This is a genomic window from Micromonospora sp. MA102 (assembly GCF_025460765.1).
Lineage (GTDB): Bacteria > Actinomycetota > Actinomycetes > Mycobacteriales > Micromonosporaceae > Micromonospora > Micromonospora halotolerans.
In genome coordinates this window covers 223,972-240,230 of the sequence record NZ_JAMWEG010000005.1, presented here as the reverse complement: position 1 = coordinate 240,230, position 16,259 = coordinate 223,972, and the positions used below count along the sequence as shown (strand labels likewise).

Genomic DNA, 16,259 nt, shown 5'->3' with positions numbered 1-16,259 from the left:
GATTGGCCGTTTTCGAGCAGCGGCGCCTGAGGCGGCCCCCAATGAAGGAGACTTCTCTCAACCCACGCGTCTCTCAACAGCGTGAGACAGCAAACCACGTACGCAAAAACTTCGCACAGCCTACCGGACGAAATTCTCCGACATGTGACCTGACGGATGCGGTAGATCCACTGGCCGGGCCGCTCGGGCCGTGCGAAAGGCCCCTGTCCACCCAGGTGGAAAGGGGCCTTTCGTGCGTATGGAATCAGTCGGGCCAGCTGCCGGTGAGCCGGCGTACGCCGACCGCCCCGCCCCGGTCCACGGCGGCTCGGACGACCGCGAAGATGGCCCCCTGCAAGGCCGCGGCGGCGAGGATCTCGCCCCAGCGGCGGTCCTCGTCGGTCGCGCTGGGCGCCTCGCCGTCGCCGGCCGTCATCTTCCAGACCTGCCGGAAGATGACACCGGCGACGGTGCCGGCTGCCAGACCCATCAGCACCCCGACCGGCTTGTAGACAACCCTGCCGATGCCCTTGCTCACCTGCGCCTCCCACGGACGATCAGCAGCACCACCGCGGTGGCCACCGCGCCGGCCGCGACGGCCGCCCACGGCACCGGGTTGCGCCCGACCGCCCCACCCTTCTCGTGCGCCTGCGCCCGGACCAGCCGGGCCTTCTCCGCCGCCCGCCCGCGCACCCGGGCCACGGTCACCGCCGCCTGCTCGCGCATCCGCACCTTCGCCTGCTCGGCGGAGTGCCGCACCAGGGCCTTGACGTCGGCCCGGGCGGCGAGCAGCTCCATCGTCTCACCCAACTCCACCCGGGTCCGGCGGATCTCCTCCCGGAGTGCCGCCACGTCCCCGGTTCCGTTGCCGGTCATCCCCGCCTCCCGTCCTTCACCGCGGCGGTGACGGTGTCCACGTCCGCCCGGACGCTGCGGACCGTCGCCTCCGGCACCGGCGGGACGGCACGGCTGACCTGCTTCTTGCCGACCAGCGCCAGGACGCCGGCGAGCAGGAAGAGCGCCACCGCGACGATCAGCGCGGCGAGCCACGCCGGCATGACCAGATCCAGCAACAGGATCACGGTGGCGACCAGCGCGCCGGCGCCGTAGAGAGCCATCACCCCGCCGCCGCCGAACAGACCGATCCCGATCCCGGCGTGCTTGCCCTTCTGGGTCAGTTCCGCCCGGGCCAGCGCCAGCTCGTCCCGCACCAGGCGGGTGACCTGTTCGGTGGCCCGCTGCACCAGTTCCGCGGTGGACGGCTCCTGCCCGGTCCGGGACGCGCTGCGACTCGCGACGTCAGCCATGCTGTCCTCCTTTCATCATCACCGCGCTGTATGCCCGGAGTCGCCGCCCGTCAATCCTGCGCGGAGCGGCCGGTCGACCCGGCCGCACACCATGTCCTCGCCCGGCCGCCGGGCGGCGGCCGGATCCGGGGCGTGCGCAGCAGGTCCCCCGGAACGGGCCGATCAAACGCGGTCGCACCCACCTGTCGCGGTCCACCGGCATCCGGCAGATGCAACGGGCGGGCCGGGGCCGAGGTCACGAGCGGGGGCCGGGCGCGCGGAACCCCCGGCGCCGCGCGGGCCGCCGGGGGTTCCGAGGGGTACGGGTCAGCGTCGGGCGTCGGCGTGGTCCTCGCGGCCGACGAACGCCTCGCTGCGGGCCTCGCCGTCGTCGCTGCCGCCGAAGACGCGCGCGTCGTCGGGGACCTCGGTGTCGGGCCGCCGGCGGGCCGGCCGGCGCGGCTGCACAACCTGCCAGGGCAGCGAGCCGGCGGTGTCGCCCACCTCGGCGCGCAGCCGGGGCAGCGCGGTCGGGCGCTGGTCGCGCACCCAGGCCACGAGGTGCTCGCGCACCAGGCAGCGCAGGTCCCACAGGCTGCCGGCGTCGGCCGCGCTGACCAGGGCCCGGACCTTGACCATGCCGCCGGTGGCGTCGGTGACCTGGAGCACGCAGACCCGGCCGTCCCAGAGCTCGGTGCCCTCGCAGAGGCGCCGCAGCTCCTCCCGCATGGCCTGCACCGGGATGGCCCAGTCCAGGTCGAACTCGGCGGTGCCGAGCACCGCCGCCTCGGTGCGGGTCCAGTTCTGGAACGGGGTGCTCGTGAAGTAGGAGGTGGGCAGGATCAGCCGGCGGTCGTCCCAGACCTGCACCACCACGTAGCTGAGGGTCAGCTCCTCGATCCGGCCCCACTCCCCCTCGACCACCACGACGTCGTCGAGGCGCACGGCGTCGCTGAAGGCGAGCTGGAGGCCGGCGAAGACGTTGCCCAGCAGGCTCTGCGCGGCCAGCGCGGCGACCACGCCGACCACACCGGCGCTGGTCAGCACGCCGGCGCCGATGCCGCGGACGGCGGGGAAGGTCATCAGCATCACGCCGAGGGCGAGCACCACGATCACCGCGATGGTGAGCCGGCGCAGCAGCACCACCTGGGTACGCACCCGGCGGGCGTGCCGGTTGTTCGGCACGTCCACCCGGAACCGGGCCAGCGCGGTGTCCTCCGCCACCACCAGGAGCGAGGCCACCAGCCAGGCGGCGGCGGCGATCAGGGCGAGCACCAGGGCGTGCAGGACGAGCTGCCGCCACGGGCTGCCCACCGCGTACAGGGTGGTGAAGCGTACGGCGAGCTGGACGGCGAGCACGGTCGCGGCCAGCTGGAACGAGCGGTGCGAGTGATCGGTCAGCTCGGTCATCAGCAGCGAGCGCCGGCCCAGCCGGCGGGTGGCCCGGTGCACCACCTCGACCAGCAACAGCGCGACCGCCGCCGCGGCGAGCGCGGCGACGGCGGTCACGAGGTAGGTCTGCACGTTCGGTGTCTCCCTCCGGCCGGGCGCGAATCGGGCAAAGGCCCAATGGTGCCCGGACTATCGCGTATCGACCAGGATCACACCCGGCGGTACCGCGACTGGAGGAAGCAGTAGATGCCGAAGGCGGCGATGCCGAGCGCCATGAGCGCGAGCAGCACCGGCCCGTACGACTGGTCGCGGAGGGTGCGCAGGGCGGCGTCCAGGCCACGGGCCTTCTCCGGGTCGTACTTCACGGCAGCGGTCACGATGAGCACGCCGGCGATGGCGAAGACGGCGCCCCGGGCCGCGTACCCGGCCATGCCGAGACGGCGGGTCAGGGTGTGCGTCTTCGGGCTCATCTCGCCGGTCTTCAGGTTGCGCTCGAACTTCTTCTTGAGCCCGTAGATCACCATGCCGATGCCGACCGCGGCGAGCACCAGACCGGCGAGCCCGACGAGCCACCGGCCACCCTCGGAGGCCATCAGCTTCTCGGTGAACTGCTGCTGCTGGTCGGCGGCGTTGCTGCTCGCGTCCTGGAAGACCTTGACGGCGGTCCAGCCCAGCCAGACGAAGACGATCACGCGGACGACGGAGGCGATCCGCTCGAACAGCTTCTCCTTGCCGCGCAGGAAGCGGTGGCCGATGACCGCCTCGAACGCCTGCCAGATCGCCATGGCGAAGAGCCCGATGGCGATGGCGACGAGGAGGAACTTGCCGAGCGGCTGGGCGCCCAGGGTGCGCAGGGCACCGTTCTGGTTGCCCTCCTCCCCCGACTTGCCGAAGGCGATCTGCACGGCCAGCCAGGCGAAGAGGAGGTGCACGATCCCGTAGCCGATGAAACCGGCCCGGGTCAACAGTTCGAGCCACCTGCTGTTCGCGGCCTGGGCGGCGGTGGCTCCGGCGTTCCGGGTGAGAGACATGGCGCCTCAATCTCCTGGTGCGAGGTTTTCCAAACGTCGGCCACCGCCGCCCGGCGTGGCGATTCAGCCGTTCGGGTCGCGGGCCACCCGCACGACGACCTGCTGATCGGTGACGCTGTCCAGGGTCACCGAGAAGCCGCCGGCCTGGGCGGCCTGCTGCCCGACGGTGAGCGACAGCTGCTCCCCGGCCACCTCGACGGTGACCTGGTCGCCCTCGGCCCCGACCAGCTTCGCCTCGACGCCGAGGATGGTGGCGCTCGCGTCGACGCCACGCTGGAAGGTGACGGTGCAGGCGTCCAGGCCGCAGTCGGTGGAGGCGTTCTCCGAGCTGCACCCGGCCAGCAGCGCGGCGCCGAGCGCGAGGCCGGCGAGCAGGCCGGCGGCCCGGCGGGTGGGGGTCAGGAAGGGGGAAACGCGTCGGTTCGTCACCCCGCCAAGGGTACGAGACGACGGCCACACCGCCACCCACCGGTGATCGTTCCGGCGGGGGTTAGGGTCCCGGCATGCCCTTCGACATCGCCCGCACCCGGGCCGCCTACCCCGCCCTGACCGAGGGTTTCGCCCACTTCGACGGCGCCGGCGGCACCCAGACCGCCCGGCCGGTGATCGAGGCGGTCACCGCCGCCATGACCGCCGCCACCGGCAACCGGAGCACCGCGTTCGTACCGGGCCGACGGTCGCTGGACCTGGTGGCCGCGGCCCGTGCCGCGGTGGCCGACCTGCTCGGCGCGGAGCCGGGTGGCGTGGTGCTGGGCCCGAGCGCCACGGCGCTGACCTACACCCTGGCCCGGACGCTCGGCGCGGGCTGGCGCCCGGGCGACGAGGTGGTGGTCTCCCGGCTGGACCACGACGCCAACGTCCGGCCGTGGGTGCAGGCGGCCGAGGCCGCCGGGGCCAGGGTGCGCTGGGCCGAGTTCGACCCGGCGACGGGCGAGCTGCCCGCCGGCCAGTACGCCGACCTGGTCACCGAGCGCACCCGGCTGGTGGCGGTGACCGCCGGCAGCAACGCGACCGGCACCGTGCCGGACGTGGCGGCGATCGCCAAGACCGCGCACGCGGCGGGCGCGCTGGTCTGTGTGGACGGGGTCCACGCGGTCCCGCACGGCCCCACCGACCTGGCCTCGCTCGGCGCGGACTTCCTGGTGACCAGCGCCTACAAGTGGTCCGGGCCGCACCTGGCCGCGATGGCCGCCGACCCGGCCCGCTGGGCGTCGCTGCGCCCCGCCAAGCTGCTCCCCTCCTCCGACGCGGTCCCGGACCGGTTCGAGTACGGCACCCCGAGCTTCCCGCTGCTGGCCGGCGTGGTCGCGGCGGTGGAGCACCTGGCCACCCTGGATCCGGCCGCGTCCGGCGACCGCCGTAACCGGCTCCGGGCCGGGCTGGCCGCGGCCCAGGGCCACGAGGAGGCCGTCTTCGAGCGGCTGCTCGCCGGGCTGGCCGCCCGCCCCTTCGTCACCGTCTACGGCTCGCCGGCCCGGCGCTGCCCGACGGTGTCCTTCCGGGTGGCCGGGTCGACCCCGGCGGAGACCGCGGCGGCGCTCGGCGCGGCCGGTGTCTGCCTCTCCTCCGGCGACTACTACGCCTACGAGTACTTCCGGACGATGGGCCTGCGGGACAGCGGCGGCGCGGTCCGCGCGAGCGTCTACCACTACAACACCGTCGAGGAGGTGGACCGCTTGCTGGCCGAACTCGACCGGCTGGTCGCCGCCGGGGAGAGAATGGCCGGGTGAGCTTCCTGGTCGAGGAGAACCCCGCGCAGCGCCGCTTCGAGATCCTGGTCGACGACGCGCTGGCCGGCTTCACGGAATACGTGGCGCGTGGCGAGGTGCTGGTCTTCACGCACACCCAGGTGGACGAGCGCTACCAGAACATGGGGGTGGGCTCGGCGCTGATCGGGGGCACACTGGACCAGATCCGCGAGCGCGGCGGCCGCGTCGTGACGCAGTGCGAGTTCATGACCCGGTTCATCCAGCGCCACCCCGAGTACGCCGACCTGGTGGTCGCCGAGCCCTGACCGGGGCCGGCCCGGCACCGGTCGGCTCAGCGGACGCCGGCGAGCAGTTCGGCGGCGGCGAGGGCGGAGGCCCGGGTCGCGCCGTGGGTCGCCACGTGCACCGCGCCGGTGACCAGCTCGGGCACGCCCAGCTCGACCACCACCGCGTCCGGCCGGGCGGCCAGGGCGCGGGACACGGCGTCCCGCATCCAGTCGTGCCGGTGCAGGTCCCGCACCACCAGCACCAGCGGGCGGCCGGCCGCGGCGGCGGCCGGGTCGGCGGGGACCTCGTCCCGGGCGTACCGGGCGGTCGTGGTGCCGGGTGCCAGGTCGGCCAGGGGCGCGGCGATCCCCCACGGGGTCTCGTCGCCGATGGCCAGGTTGTGCGGCGGGGCGAACTCCACCACGTGGGCCGGGCCGGCCAGCGGCAGCAGCCCGCCCGTGGCCGTGACCACCCGCAGGGCCCGGCGGGCGGCGGCCAGGCCGATCGCCGAGCCGTCGTCGCCCGGCCGGGCGCCGGACCGGCCGGACCGGGCGGCGACCGTCCAGGCCGCGAGCTGCCCGACCCGCTTCGCCGCCTCGGCCAGCCGCTCTTCGGGCAGCTCGCCCGCGACGACCGCGGCCACGATGGCGTCCCGCAGCTCGCGGGCGTCGGCCTCGGTGGCCCGCTCCCCGCCCACGCAGATCGCGTCGGCCCCGGCGGCGAGCGCGCGGACCGCCGCCCCCGCGAAGCCGTACCGGTCGGCCACGGCCCGCATCTCCACCGCGTCGGTGACCACCACGCCGCCGAAGCCCAGTTCCTCGCGGAGCAGTCGGCCCAGGATGCGCGGGCTGAGGGTGGCCGGCAGGTCGGGGTCCAGGGCCGGCACCAGCAGGTGACCGGTCATCACCGCCTGCGCCCCGGCCGTCACGGCGGCCCGGAACGGGGCCAGCTCGACGGCGTCCAGCCGGGCCCGGTCGCCACCGATGCGGGGCAGGTCGTGGTGGGAGTCGACCCGGGTGTCGCCGTGCCCGGGGAAGTGCTTGGCGCAGGCCGCGACGCCGCCGGCCTGCAGGCCGCGGACCCAGGCGGCGGTGTGCCGGGCCACGAGGGCCGGGTCGGCGCCGAACGAGCGGACTCCGATCACCGGGTTCTCCGGGTTGGAGTTGACGTCGGCGTCCGGGGCGTAGTTGAGCGTGACGCCGACGCCGGCCAGCTCGGCGCCCAGGTCTCGGGCGACGGCCTCGGTCAGGGCCGGGTCGTCGACCGCGCCGAGGGCCAGGTTGCCCGGCCGGGAGCTGCCGCGGACGGACTCGATCCGGGTGACGTCACCGGCCTCCTCGTCGATGGCGACGATCACGTCGGGCCGCTCGGCGCGCAGGGTCGCGGTCAGGGCGGCGACCTGCCCGTGGTCGACGACGTTGCGGGCGAAGAGGACCACCGACCCGAGCCCCTCGGCGAGCCAGCGGCAGACCCACGGCGGCGGTGTGGTGCCGACGAACCCCGGTTGCAGGACGGCGGCCGCCAGGGCCGCCAGGTCTCCGGTCGCTCCCACGGTCCGCTCACTCATGCGCTGTCGTACCCCCGTCTTCCCCACGGCCCGCCGCCCGGCGGTGCTGACATGGTCACACCGCGTCCCTAAATAGTCAACAATCCTTACTGTTAGCGGCTGGCACCGCCGACCGGCCCGTGGGAGAGTGCGGACATGCCTCCCGCCCTGCTCGCCGACGCCACCAGCGCCGCGGACATCCCCGGCGTACGCCTGCTCGGCCTGGTGGTCGGCGGCCTGTTCCTGCTGATCGCCATCCGGGCGATGTTCCGCCGCTGACCCGCGGCGTTCGGATCCCGTCTCCCCGGGGTAGGGCTGTCGTTGTCCGTCGCGTGCGCCCGGCACGCGGGATGCGGCGAGGGGGAACCATGAAGATCGGTTGTTTTCTGTCCAGCGAGGAGTACACCCCGGCGGAGCTGCTGGAACAGGCGCGCGGCGCCGAGCGGGCCGGCTTCGAGGCACTGTGGATCTCCGACCACTACCACCCCTGGGTCGACGCGCAGGGCCAGAGCCCCTTCGTCTGGTCGACCATCGGCGCCCTCAGCCAGGTCTGCCGGTTGCCGGTGACCACCGCGGTCACCTGCCCGACGGTCCGCATCCACCCCGCGGTGATCGCCCAGGCGGCGGCCACCAGCGCGGTGCTGCACGAGGGGCGGTTCGTCCTCGGGGTGGGCAGCGGCGAGGCGCTGAACGAGCACATCTTCGGTGACCCGTGGCCGCAGGCCGACGTCCGGCTGGAGATGCTGGAGGAGGCCATCGACGTGATCCGGGAGCTGTGGACCGGCGACTTCGTCAACCACCACGGCAAGCACTACACCGTGGAGCACGCCCGCATCTACACCCGCCCCGACACTCCCCCGCCCATCTACGTCTCCGGCTTCGGCGGGAAGTCGATCGAGCTGGCCGCCCGGATCGGCGACGGCTACGTGAGCACCATGCCCGACGCCGACATGGTGCGCCGGTTCCGCGACTCCGGCGGCGGCGACAAGCCCTGCCAGGCCGGGTTCAAGGCCGCGTACGCCGACAGCGAGGACGAGGGCGTGCGGATCGCGTACGAGCGGTGGCCCAACGCCGGCGTGCCGGGCGAGCTGTCCCAGGTGCTCCCGTCACCGCGCCACTTCGAGCAGGCCGCACAGCTGGTCAAGCCCGAGATGATGAAGGAGTCGTTCGTCTGCGGCCGGGACGCCGACGCCCACCTGGAGATGATCGACAAGTACGCCAAGGCCGGCTTCGACGAGATCTACGTGGCCAACACCGGCCCGCACTGGCAGGGCCTGTTCGACCTCTACCAGCGCGAGGTCCTCCCCCGGCTCCCTTGAGCCGGGGCCGCCCGGTTTCGGCGGTGATCGCCAGGGGTACCTGCGGCCACTGATGAGACTGACCACGCACTCCACGACCCTGCGCCGCGCGGCCAAGAGCCTCTTCGGCTGGACCGCCCTCCGGCCCAACCAGCTGGCCGCCATGCGGGCGGTCATGAAGCGCCGCGACGCCCTGGTGGTGCTGCCCACCGGCGCCGGCAAGTCGGCGATCTACCAGATCCCGGCCAGCCTGATCCCCGGCCCCACGGTGGTCATCTCCCCGCTGCTCGCCCTCCAGCAGGACCAGATCGCCGCGCTCAACGAGCGGCAACGGCCCGAGCTGCGGGCGGTCCGGATCAGCTCCGACGAGAGCGCGGCCCAGCAGGCCGAGGCGATCGAGGAGATCCGGGCGGGTCGCGCCGAGTTCCTGTTCATCACCCCGGAGGCGCTGAGCAACCCGGAGCGGATGGCCGAGGTCCGCGCGCTCAAGCCGGCGCTCGTGGCGATCGACGAGGCGCACTGCATCTCCGCCTGGGGGCACGACTTCCGCCCGGACTACCTGGCGCTCGGCCACCTCATCGAGGGCATCGGCCGGCCGCCGGTGGTGGCGCTGACCGCCACCGCCTCCCCGCCGGTGCGCGACGACATCGTGGCCCGGCTGCGGCTGCGCGACCCCGAGGTGGTGGTGTCCGGGCTGGACCGGCCCAACCTCTTCCTGGAGGTGGCGCACTGCCCCACCGACGACTACCGGTGGCGGCGGCTGCTCGCCCTGCTCCGCGACGACGAGCGGCCCGGCATCATCTATGTGCCGACCCGGCGGACGGCCGAGGAACTGGCCCAGCGGCTCACCGACGCCGGCTTCCCGGCGCAGTACTACCACGGCGGGATGCCGACCGGCGCGCGCAACGAGCTGCACGAGGCGTTCCTCGCCGACCAGGTGCCGATCATGGTGGCCACCTCGGCGTTCGGCATGGGCATCGACAAGCCGAACATCGCCTGGGTGGTGCACATGGCGCTGCCCGACTCGCCGGACAGCTACTTCCAGGAGATCGGCCGGGCCGGCCGGGACGGCGCGCCCGCCCGGGTGCTGCTGCTCTGGCGCGCCGAGGACGTCGGTCTCCAGCGCTACTTCAGCGGCGGCCTGCCCGACGAGAACGAGCTGGCCGAGCTCGCCGCCCTGCTGCGCAAGCAGCCCCGCACCAAGAAGGAGCTGCGCGAGCTGACCGGCCTCGGGCCGCGCAAGCTCGGCCAGTACCTGTCCCTGCTGGAGCAGGTGGGCGCCGCGGAACCCCGGGCCCGGCAGCGGCTCGCCGCCCCCCGGTACGCCCCGGCGGCCGCCGAGTCCGGCCGCGCCGCGCTGGCCGAGGCGGAGCGGCAGCAGACCGTGACCCGGTCGCGGACCGACATGATGCGCGCCTTCGCGGAGACCACGGGCTGCCGGGGGCAGGCGCTGCTGGCGTACTTCGGTGAGCAGATGAGCGATGTCTGCGGCCACTGCGACAACTGCCACGCCGGCACGAGCGTCGCGTCCGACGGCGCGGTGGGGCCGTTCCCCGTGCACAGCCAGGTGCGCCACCCCGAGTGGGGCGCCGGCCTGGTGCTCAGCTACGAGGAGGACCGGATGACGGTGCTCTTCGACGAGGTGGGCTACAAGACGCTGTCCGTCCGCGTGGTGTCCGAACAGGGCCTGCTGGAGCTGGACTAGCCTGACCCGGGCGCCGCGGTGGCGGCGCCCGTCGACAACGACGACCACGGCGAAAGGGGCTTGATCGTGATCGAGCAGCCGGCGTACACCGGGTTCGGTTTCTCCGACGAGGAGTGGGGGCTGCTGGTCGGTCTGCCGCAGTCGGTCCTCGCGGCGGCCGCCGCGGCCGAGTCCGACGGCACCCGGCGCACCATGGCCGAGAACGCCGCCGGGCTGGAGACGATCGCCGCGGGCCGTGAATCGGCCAGCCCGCTGGTGGCCGCCGTCGCCGGCGAGATCGTCTCCCGGGTGGGCGACCCGGAGGCCGGTGAGGAGCTGCCGGTCATCACCCCCGACGACCCCCACGCGATGATCGAGGACGTGCTGGGCCGGGCCGGGGAGGCCTCCGCGCTGCTGTCCGCCAGGATCGACGAGGGGCAGGCGGGCGCCTACCGGCACTGGCTCGTGGAGATCGCCGAGCAGGTGGTCGGCGCCGCGTCCACGGGCGGCATCCTGGGCCTCGGCGGCGACGTGGTGAGCGACTCGGAGCGGCGTTTCCGGGACCGGCTCGCCACCGTGCTCAACGACTGACCGGACAGTTAACAGATCGTTTCACGTCCGTCAATGACGGATATGTCACGCCCCACGGGTGCCAATTCCCGGCCTCGTGGGGCGTCCTGTTTCACGACGGCTGGACGAACCACGGGGGTCGGGCATGGACACGGAACTCAAGCGGCAGGTCTTCGACACGGAACAGGTTCCCGCCGCCGAGCGCTTCGGACTGTGGCTGGAGATGCTCGCCGACACGCCCGGGCTCATGCGGGTGCGCACCGAGCACGCCGACAACTTCGTCGCCCGCTCGGAGTTCCTCGACCTGGGTCAGATGCAGCTCGTCCGCCACCGCTACCCCTCGCTGGACGGGATCCGGACCCGGAAGCTCATCCAACGCTCCGACGCGGACTACTACGTGCTCGCGCTGACCCTCGCCGGCACCGGCATCGCGGACCAGGACGGGCAGCGGGGCATCTGCCCCGCCGGCGACTTCACCTTCTACGACTGTGCCCGGCCGCAGGAGCTCAGTCACCACGGCGACGACGGGGACCAGCCCGTCAGCTCGGTCGTGGCCTTCATCCCGTACGAGGCGCTGCCGCTGGCGAACCGCCGGCTCGCCCCCCTGTTCGCCGGGCGGATGTCCGGCGCCGAGGGGATCGGGGCCCTGCTGGCCGACTACCTCATCCGGCTCACCAGCCATCCCGAGCAGTACCACGCGGCCGACGCGGAGCGGCTGGGCGCCATCGGGCTCGACCTGATCTCCACCATGCTGGGCCGGCACCTGGTCTCCGAGGACGCGGTGCCCACCGAGGTACGTCGTCGGGCCCTGCTGGCCCAGGTGCGCTCGCACGTCCGCCAGCACCTCGGCGACGGCGCGCTGAGCCCACAGTCGATCGCCGACGCGCACCACGTCTCGGTCCGGTCGCTGCACCGGCTCTTCGAGGCCGAGGAGACCACGGTGGCGGCGTACATCCGGGACGAGCGGCTGGAGCGGTGCCGTCGGGACCTCGCCGAGCCGGCGCTGGCCGACCGGCCCATCCAGCTCGTCGCCGGACGCTGGGGCTTCCGCGACAAGGCCCACTTCAGCCGGGCGTTCCGGGCCGCGTACGGGGAGACCCCGCAGGCGTACCGGGCGCGCCACCTGGACGCGGCACGGATCGTCAACACGGCGGCGTCCGCAGTCAACTCCGGCCGGACATACTGAGTGCGGGCCGGCAGCCGGGCGACCGGCGCGGCCCACTGGTATCGGGGGGCCGCGGCGAGGCGCCCGCGGCGATTTCGCCGCGGGCGGCCGCCCGGTGGCGGCACCCCGTGCGGCACCGGCCGTCGGCGGCCACATCGGTTTCCGGCCCCGTCGTGTTTCCCCCCAGGACCGACGGCGGGGCCGGTCAGCCCGCCTCCTCCTCCAGCAGCACCAGGACGGCCTTCTCCACGGCCTCGCGCGGCATGTCCGGCTGCACCGGGGCCAGCACCCCGTCGTGATAGAGGTCGACGATCCGGGGGTCCACGTAGGACGTACGGGCCACGGTGGGGGTGTTGCCGAGCAGCTCGGCGACCGAGCGCATCACCGCCGCCACCGCCCGCCGGCGGGCCGTCGTGGAACGCTGCGGGCCGGCCGTGGCCAGCTCGGTCGCGGCCAGCACGGTGGCGTGCCAGGTGCGGAAGTCCTTGGCGGTCATCTCCCCGCCGCTGGCCTCGCGCAGGTAGTCGTTGACCTCGTCGCTGCGCACGTCCCGCCAGGTCCGGCCGTCCCAGTAGCCGAACAGGCGCTCCTCGGCCCGCCGCCGGCGGCGCAGGTTGGTCAGCACCCGGCACAGCTCCGGGTCCTCGATCCGGCGGACCTGCTCGATGCCGCCCTTCGCCGGGAACTCGAAGACCACGCAGCCGCCGCGCGAACGGGCGTGCTCGGGTCGCAGGGTGGAGACGCCGAAGGTGGCGTCCTCACCGGTGGCGTACTGGTCGCTGCCGACCCGGAACATGCCCATGTCGAGCAGTCGGGCGACGGTGGCCAGGATCCGCTCCCGCCGCAGGCCGCGCAGCGCCAGGTCGTGCCCGACCCGGTCACGCAGCACGGGCAGCCGGTGGGCCACCTCCAGCACGTGGTCGAACTTGGCCTCGTCCCGCTTCTCCCGCCACTTCGGGTGGTAGAGGTACTGCTTGCGCCCGGCCGCGTCGATCCCGGTGGCCTGGATGTGCCCGTTCGCGTGCGGCGAGATCCACACGTCCTGCCAGGCCGGCGGGATGACCAGCTCGCTCAACCGGGCCAGCTCGTCGGGGTCGCGCACCGCCTCGCCCTTCGCGTCGACGAAGAGCCAGCCCTTGCCGCGCCGCCGGCGTCCGTAGCCCGGCCTGCCCGGATCACTACGCCGCAATCGCACCGGAGACCCGCACCGCCCGTTCCGCCTCGTCCACGGCGGCCACCACCTCGTCGACCTCGATGGCCGTCAACGTCGGGTGGGTTCCTACCCCGCCGGAACCAACCCAATCCCGGTCGATCCCGTCCCGGGGCGTGCACCCGAGCACCCGGTGCCGGGGCCGGTCGGGCGGCGGGCCCCAGTGCGCCGGCGGCACCGGCCCGAAGAGGACCACCGAGGCGGTGCCGTAGCCGGTGGCCAGGTGCGCGATGCCGGTGTCCCCGCTGACCACCAGCCGGGCGCCGGCCACCAGGGCGGCCAGCTCGGCCAGGCCGGTCCGGCCGGCGAGCACCGCGTCCGGGGGCAACCCCGCGTCCCGGGCCACCCGGGCGGCCAGGTCCCGCTCGTCGGTCGAGCCGGTGAGCACCACCCGGTGTCCCCGGGCGGTGAGGATCCGGGCCAGCGCGGCGAAGCGGCCCGCCGGCCAGCGCTTCGCGGGGATCTTGCTGCCCGGGTGCAGCACGGTGGCCCCGGCCGGGTCGGCGGCGGCGGGCGGGCGGCGCAGTGCCAGGTCGCCGGGGTCGGCCGGGAGGCCGTACCAGTGCAGCAGTCGGCACCAGCGGCGCACCTCGTGCTCGTCGTCGTCCCAGGTCGGGCCGGTCAGGTGCCCGGCCTCGGCGTTGCGGTAGGCGAGCAGCCGGCCCGGCCGGACAGCGGCGAGCATCCGGTGCGAATCCGGCCCCCGCCCGTGCAGGTTGACCGCCACCTCGGGCGGCGGGCCGGGCCACGCCGGCCGGTCGGCCAGCCCGGTGGTCGGCAGCACCCGGTCGACCGCCCCGGTCAGCGCGGCCAGCGGCGCCAGCCAGGCCGGCGCGGCCAGCACCAGCTCCCGGCCCGGGAGGCCGGCGCGCAGGCCGCGCAGCGCCGGGACCGCGGTGGCCAGGTCGCCGACCCCGAGCGCCCGCAGCACCAGGATCACGGGTACGACGACTCCTGCTGCGCGCAGACCACCATCTCGCGTACGGCGCAGCCGGCCGGCTGGGAGAGGGCGAACATCACCGCGGCGGCGGTGTCGGCCGGCTCGTTGAGCACCGCGTCCGGCCCGGGGCGGTACTGGGCGTCCCGCTCGTCGAAGAAGGCGGTGCGCATGCCGCCGGGGATGAGCAGCGTGACCCCGACCGTGCCGGCCAGCTCGGCGGCGAGCGCCCGGGTGAAGCCGACCACCCCGAACTTCGCCGCGCAGTACGCGGTCGCGTCGCTGACCGCCTTCACCCCGAGCGTGGAGGCGACCGTGACGACGTTGCCCCGGGACGCCTCCAGGTAGGGCAGCGCGGCCCGGATCACCGCGGCGGTGGCGAGCAGATCCACCGTGACGATCCGCTCCCAGGTCTCCGCCGGCACGTCGACGAGCTTGCCCGGCACGTCCATGCCGGCCGCCGTGACCACGGCGTCCAGCCCCCCGGAGCGTTCCGCGAGGTCCCGGGTGGCGGCCTCGGCGGCCCGGGTGTCGGCCAGGTCGCACTCGACCCAGGGCACGCCGTCGGCGGGCCGCTGCCGGTCCAGCACCAGGGGACGGCCGCCGGCCCGGGCCACGGCAGCGACCACCGCCGCGCCGAGCCCGCTCGACCCGCCGGTGACCAGGACGGTGGTACCGGTCCCGGGTGGGCTGTCGCTCATCGTGCTCCCTCCGCCGTGGACCGGACGACCGTCTCCCGGGCCGGCCCGGTGACCGCCGAGGGCCAGCCGCGCCCGGCCCGGGCCGCCGCGATCATGTCGGTGGTGGACCGGCCGTCCAGGTACGGCACGACCACCGTGTGCCCGCCCCAGCGGGCGAGGATCTCCGCCTCGGGAAGGGTCTCCGCGCCGCCACCGCTGGCGTAGTCGCCGCCCTTGACCCAGATGTCCGGGCGCAGCCAGGACAGCGCCGCGCGCGGGGTGGCCTCGTCGAAGATGAGCACGGCGTCGACGCAGCCCAGCGCGGCCAGCAGCCGACCCCGGTCGCCCTGCGGCACGACCGGCCGCTCCGGCCCCTTCAGCCCGGCCACGCTGGCGTCGGAGTTCAGGCAGACCACGAGGCAGTCGCCGAGCTGCCGGGCCGCCTGGAGAGTCGCCACGTGCCCGGCGTGCAGCAGGTCGAAGCAGCCGCCGGTGGCCACCACCGTGCCGCCGGCCGCGCGTACCCGGGACACCACCTCGCCGGCCGCGGCGGCGCCGATCCGGTCCCCGCCGCCGACCACCAGCGCCGGGGCGGCGGTCCGCACCGGGGCGGGCAGCGCGGTGGCCACTCCCCCGCCGGCCACGTACGCGGACGCCTCGGCCACCGCCTCCTGCACCGCCTCGGAGACCAGCGCGCCCCCGGCCAGGGCCAGGGTGGCCGCCGCGGCGAACCGGTCGCCCGCGCCGCAGGTGTCCCCCTCGGCGGCCGGAGCGGGCACCACCAGCGGGGTGGAGCCGGCGTGGCAGAGCAGCGCGCCGTCCCCGCCCAGGGTCACCGCCACGGCGCCGGCCTGCCAGCGCCGGCGCAGCGCCTGCGCGCCCCGGGACGCGGTGACCAGCCGGGACGCGCCCGGTGGCGCCTTGGCCAGCTCCCGCGCCTCGGACTCGTTGGGGGTGGCCAGGCTCACCCCGGGCACCGCGGCCGGGCCGCGCGGGTGCGGGTCCCAGACCACCGGCGCCCGGGTCGCGGCGAGCGCGGCTCGCAGGGCGGGATGCCGGGCGACACCCCGGCCGTAGTCGCTGACCAGCACGGCGGAGGCCGTGGCGAGCAGGCGCAGCACGGCCTCGCTCGGCTCGCCCGGCTCACCGGCCGGCCCGCCCCGGTCGTGGCGCAGCAGCACCCGGCCGCGGGCCCGCAGCCGGATCTTCTCCGGGGTGGCCCCGGCCAGCGGCAGCGCGTACAACTGCACGCCGGCGGCGGCGAGCAGGGTCCCCAGCCGCGCCCCGCCGGCGTCGTCGGCGACCGCGGTGACCAGCGCGACCTCGGCGCCCTGCGCGGCGGCGAAGACGGCGGCGAGGCCGGCCCCGCCGGGGCGGTCGACGTGCGTGGTCTCCTCGAGCACCGGCACCGGGGAGTCCGGGCAGAGCCGGTTCACCACCCCCTCCACGTCCCGGTCCAGCAGGGTGTCACCGAGCACCACCACGGGTCCCGTCATGCTCGACCT

General features: G+C 74.8%; 18 protein-coding genes. 7 read left to right on the top strand and 11 right to left on the bottom strand.

Going from position 1 to position 16,259, the window contains the following annotated elements; all coding sequences use genetic code 11:
- Nucleotides 1–244: 244 nt before the first annotated feature.
- The 6 genes from NFX44_RS12995 to NFX44_RS12970 all read right to left on the bottom strand — a co-directional run bounded on the left by NFX44_RS12995 (nt 245) and on the right by NFX44_RS12970 (nt 4,117).
- Entirely contained in the window at nt 245–517 is a 273-nt protein-coding gene (locus NFX44_RS12995; protein ID WP_151462148.1) for a DUF4235 domain-containing protein, read from the bottom strand.
- On the bottom strand, nt 514–855 hold the full coding sequence (locus tag NFX44_RS12990) for a DUF3618 domain-containing protein (protein WP_262283775.1): 342 nt from the start codon (nt 853–855) through the stop codon (nt 514–516). The genes NFX44_RS12995 and NFX44_RS12990 overlap by 4 nt, the downstream gene beginning before the upstream one ends.
- The gene (locus NFX44_RS12985; RefSeq protein ID WP_262283774.1) at nt 852–1,286 is read right to left on the bottom strand and encodes a phage holin family protein; all 435 of its coding nucleotides are present in this window, start codon (nt 1,284–1,286) and stop codon (nt 852–854) included. The genes NFX44_RS12990 and NFX44_RS12985 overlap by 4 nt, the downstream gene beginning before the upstream one ends.
- Nucleotides 1,287–1,592: 306 nt before the next feature.
- Nucleotides 1,593–2,789, bottom strand: coding sequence for a mechanosensitive ion channel family protein (locus tag NFX44_RS12980; protein WP_262283773.1), 1,197 nt, complete (start codon nt 2,787–2,789; stop codon nt 1,593–1,595).
- Nucleotides 2,790–2,866: 77 nt separating this feature from the next.
- A complete protein-coding gene (locus tag NFX44_RS12975) occupies nt 2,867–3,688 on the bottom strand; it encodes a DUF1206 domain-containing protein (RefSeq protein WP_262283772.1) in 822 nt (273 codons plus the stop codon).
- A gap of 63 nt (nt 3,689–3,751) precedes the next feature.
- Entirely contained in the window at nt 3,752–4,117 is a 366-nt protein-coding gene (locus NFX44_RS12970; RefSeq protein ID WP_262283771.1) for a hypothetical protein, read from the bottom strand.
- Nucleotides 4,118–4,191: 74 nt separating this feature from the next.
- Here NFX44_RS12970 and NFX44_RS12965 point away from each other — a divergent pair, with 74 nt between their 5' ends.
- Both NFX44_RS12965 and NFX44_RS12960 read left to right on the top strand, forming a co-directional pair.
- On the top strand, nt 4,192–5,418 hold the full coding sequence (locus NFX44_RS12965; protein WP_262283770.1) for a cysteine desulfurase-like protein: 1,227 nt from the start codon (nt 4,192–4,194) through the stop codon (nt 5,416–5,418).
- Entirely contained in the window at nt 5,415–5,702 is a 288-nt protein-coding gene (locus tag NFX44_RS12960; RefSeq protein WP_262283769.1) for a GNAT family N-acetyltransferase, read from the top strand. Before NFX44_RS12965 ends, NFX44_RS12960 begins: the two co-directional genes overlap by 4 nt.
- A 26-nt stretch (nt 5,703–5,728) precedes the next feature.
- On the opposite strand, the gene NFX44_RS12955 is transcribed toward NFX44_RS12960, so the two are convergent.
- Nucleotides 5,729–7,231, bottom strand: a complete 1,503-nt coding sequence (locus NFX44_RS12955) for a glycoside hydrolase family 3 protein (RefSeq protein ID WP_262283768.1) — start codon at nt 7,229–7,231, stop codon at nt 5,729–5,731.
- A gap of 135 nt (nt 7,232–7,366) precedes the next feature.
- Here NFX44_RS12955 and NFX44_RS12950 point away from each other — a divergent pair, with 135 nt between their 5' ends.
- The 5 genes from NFX44_RS12950 (at nt 7,367) to NFX44_RS12930 (ending at nt 11,948) form a co-directional block, all read left to right on the top strand.
- Entirely contained in the window at nt 7,367–7,489 is a 123-nt protein-coding gene (locus NFX44_RS12950; protein ID WP_255474570.1) for a hypothetical protein, read from the top strand.
- An 89-nt stretch (nt 7,490–7,578) separates the two neighbouring features.
- Nucleotides 7,579–8,529 carry a TIGR03557 family F420-dependent LLM class oxidoreductase gene (locus NFX44_RS12945; protein ID WP_262283767.1) on the top strand — a complete coding sequence of 317 codons (951 nt, stop codon included), beginning with the start codon at nt 7,579–7,581 and terminating at the stop codon, nt 8,527–8,529.
- A gap of 52 nt (nt 8,530–8,581) precedes the next feature.
- A complete protein-coding gene (locus NFX44_RS12940; protein ID WP_262283766.1) occupies nt 8,582–10,213 on the top strand; it encodes a RecQ family ATP-dependent DNA helicase in 1,632 nt (543 codons plus the stop codon).
- A gap of 66 nt (nt 10,214–10,279) precedes the next feature.
- Nucleotides 10,280–10,783, top strand: coding sequence for a hypothetical protein (locus tag NFX44_RS12935; protein WP_262283765.1), 504 nt, complete (start codon nt 10,280–10,282; stop codon nt 10,781–10,783).
- A 124-nt stretch (nt 10,784–10,907) separates the two neighbouring features.
- Nucleotides 10,908–11,948, top strand: a complete 1,041-nt coding sequence (locus tag NFX44_RS12930; RefSeq protein WP_262283764.1) for a helix-turn-helix domain-containing protein — start codon at nt 10,908–10,910, stop codon at nt 11,946–11,948.
- 184 nt (nt 11,949–12,132) lie between these two features.
- Here the strand turns inward: NFX44_RS12930 and NFX44_RS12925 are convergent, their stop codons facing one another.
- Genes NFX44_RS12925 through NFX44_RS12910 form a run of 4 tightly spaced genes read right to left on the bottom strand, consistent with a single transcriptional unit; the run spans nt 12,133 to nt 16,250 of the window.
- Complete coding sequence (locus NFX44_RS12925) at nt 12,133–13,122, bottom strand: DNA topoisomerase IB (RefSeq protein ID WP_262283763.1); 990 nt, start codon at nt 13,120–13,122, stop codon at nt 12,133–12,135.
- A complete protein-coding gene (locus NFX44_RS12920) occupies nt 13,106–14,077 on the bottom strand; it encodes a glycosyltransferase family 9 protein (protein WP_262283762.1) in 972 nt (323 codons plus the stop codon). The genes NFX44_RS12925 and NFX44_RS12920 overlap by 17 nt, the downstream gene beginning before the upstream one ends.
- The gene (locus tag NFX44_RS12915; protein ID WP_262283761.1) at nt 14,074–14,775 is read right to left on the bottom strand and encodes an SDR family oxidoreductase; all 702 of its coding nucleotides are present in this window, start codon (nt 14,773–14,775) and stop codon (nt 14,074–14,076) included. Before NFX44_RS12915 ends, NFX44_RS12920 begins: the two co-directional genes overlap by 4 nt.
- A complete protein-coding gene (locus NFX44_RS12910) occupies nt 14,772–16,250 on the bottom strand; it encodes a PfkB family carbohydrate kinase (RefSeq protein WP_262283760.1) in 1,479 nt (492 codons plus the stop codon). The genes NFX44_RS12915 and NFX44_RS12910 overlap by 4 nt, the downstream gene beginning before the upstream one ends.
- Between the last annotated feature and the right edge of the window lie 9 nt (nt 16,251–16,259).

Bases quoted from the DNA above. Each gene is read 5' to 3' on its own strand.
- NFX44_RS12930 (WP_262283764.1), top strand. From the start codon at position 10,908: ATGGACACGGAACTCAAGCGGCAGGTCTTCGACACGGAACAGGTTCCC.
- NFX44_RS12940 (WP_262283766.1), top strand. From the start codon at position 8,582: ATGAGACTGACCACGCACTCCACGACCCTGCGCCGCGCGGCCAAGAGC.
- NFX44_RS12965 (WP_262283770.1), top strand. From the start codon at position 4,192: ATGCCCTTCGACATCGCCCGCACCCGGGCCGCCTACCCCGCCCTGACC.
- NFX44_RS12955 (WP_262283768.1), bottom strand. From the start codon at position 7,231: ATGAGTGAGCGGACCGTGGGAGCGACCGGAGACCTGGCGGCCCTGGCG.
- NFX44_RS12950 (WP_255474570.1), top strand. From the start codon at position 7,367: ATGCCTCCCGCCCTGCTCGCCGACGCCACCAGCGCCGCGGACATCCCC.
- NFX44_RS12915 (WP_262283761.1), bottom strand. From the start codon at position 14,775: ATGAGCGACAGCCCACCCGGGACCGGTACCACCGTCCTGGTCACCGGC.
- NFX44_RS12910 (WP_262283760.1), bottom strand. From the start codon at position 16,250: ATGACGGGACCCGTGGTGGTGCTCGGTGACACCCTGCTGGACCGGGAC.
- NFX44_RS12975 (WP_262283772.1), bottom strand. From the start codon at position 3,688: ATGTCTCTCACCCGGAACGCCGGAGCCACCGCCGCCCAGGCCGCGAAC.
- NFX44_RS12945 (WP_262283767.1), top strand. From the start codon at position 7,579: ATGAAGATCGGTTGTTTTCTGTCCAGCGAGGAGTACACCCCGGCGGAG.
- NFX44_RS12990 (WP_262283775.1), bottom strand. From the start codon at position 855: ATGACCGGCAACGGAACCGGGGACGTGGCGGCACTCCGGGAGGAGATC.
- NFX44_RS12985 (WP_262283774.1), bottom strand. From the start codon at position 1,286: ATGGCTGACGTCGCGAGTCGCAGCGCGTCCCGGACCGGGCAGGAGCCG.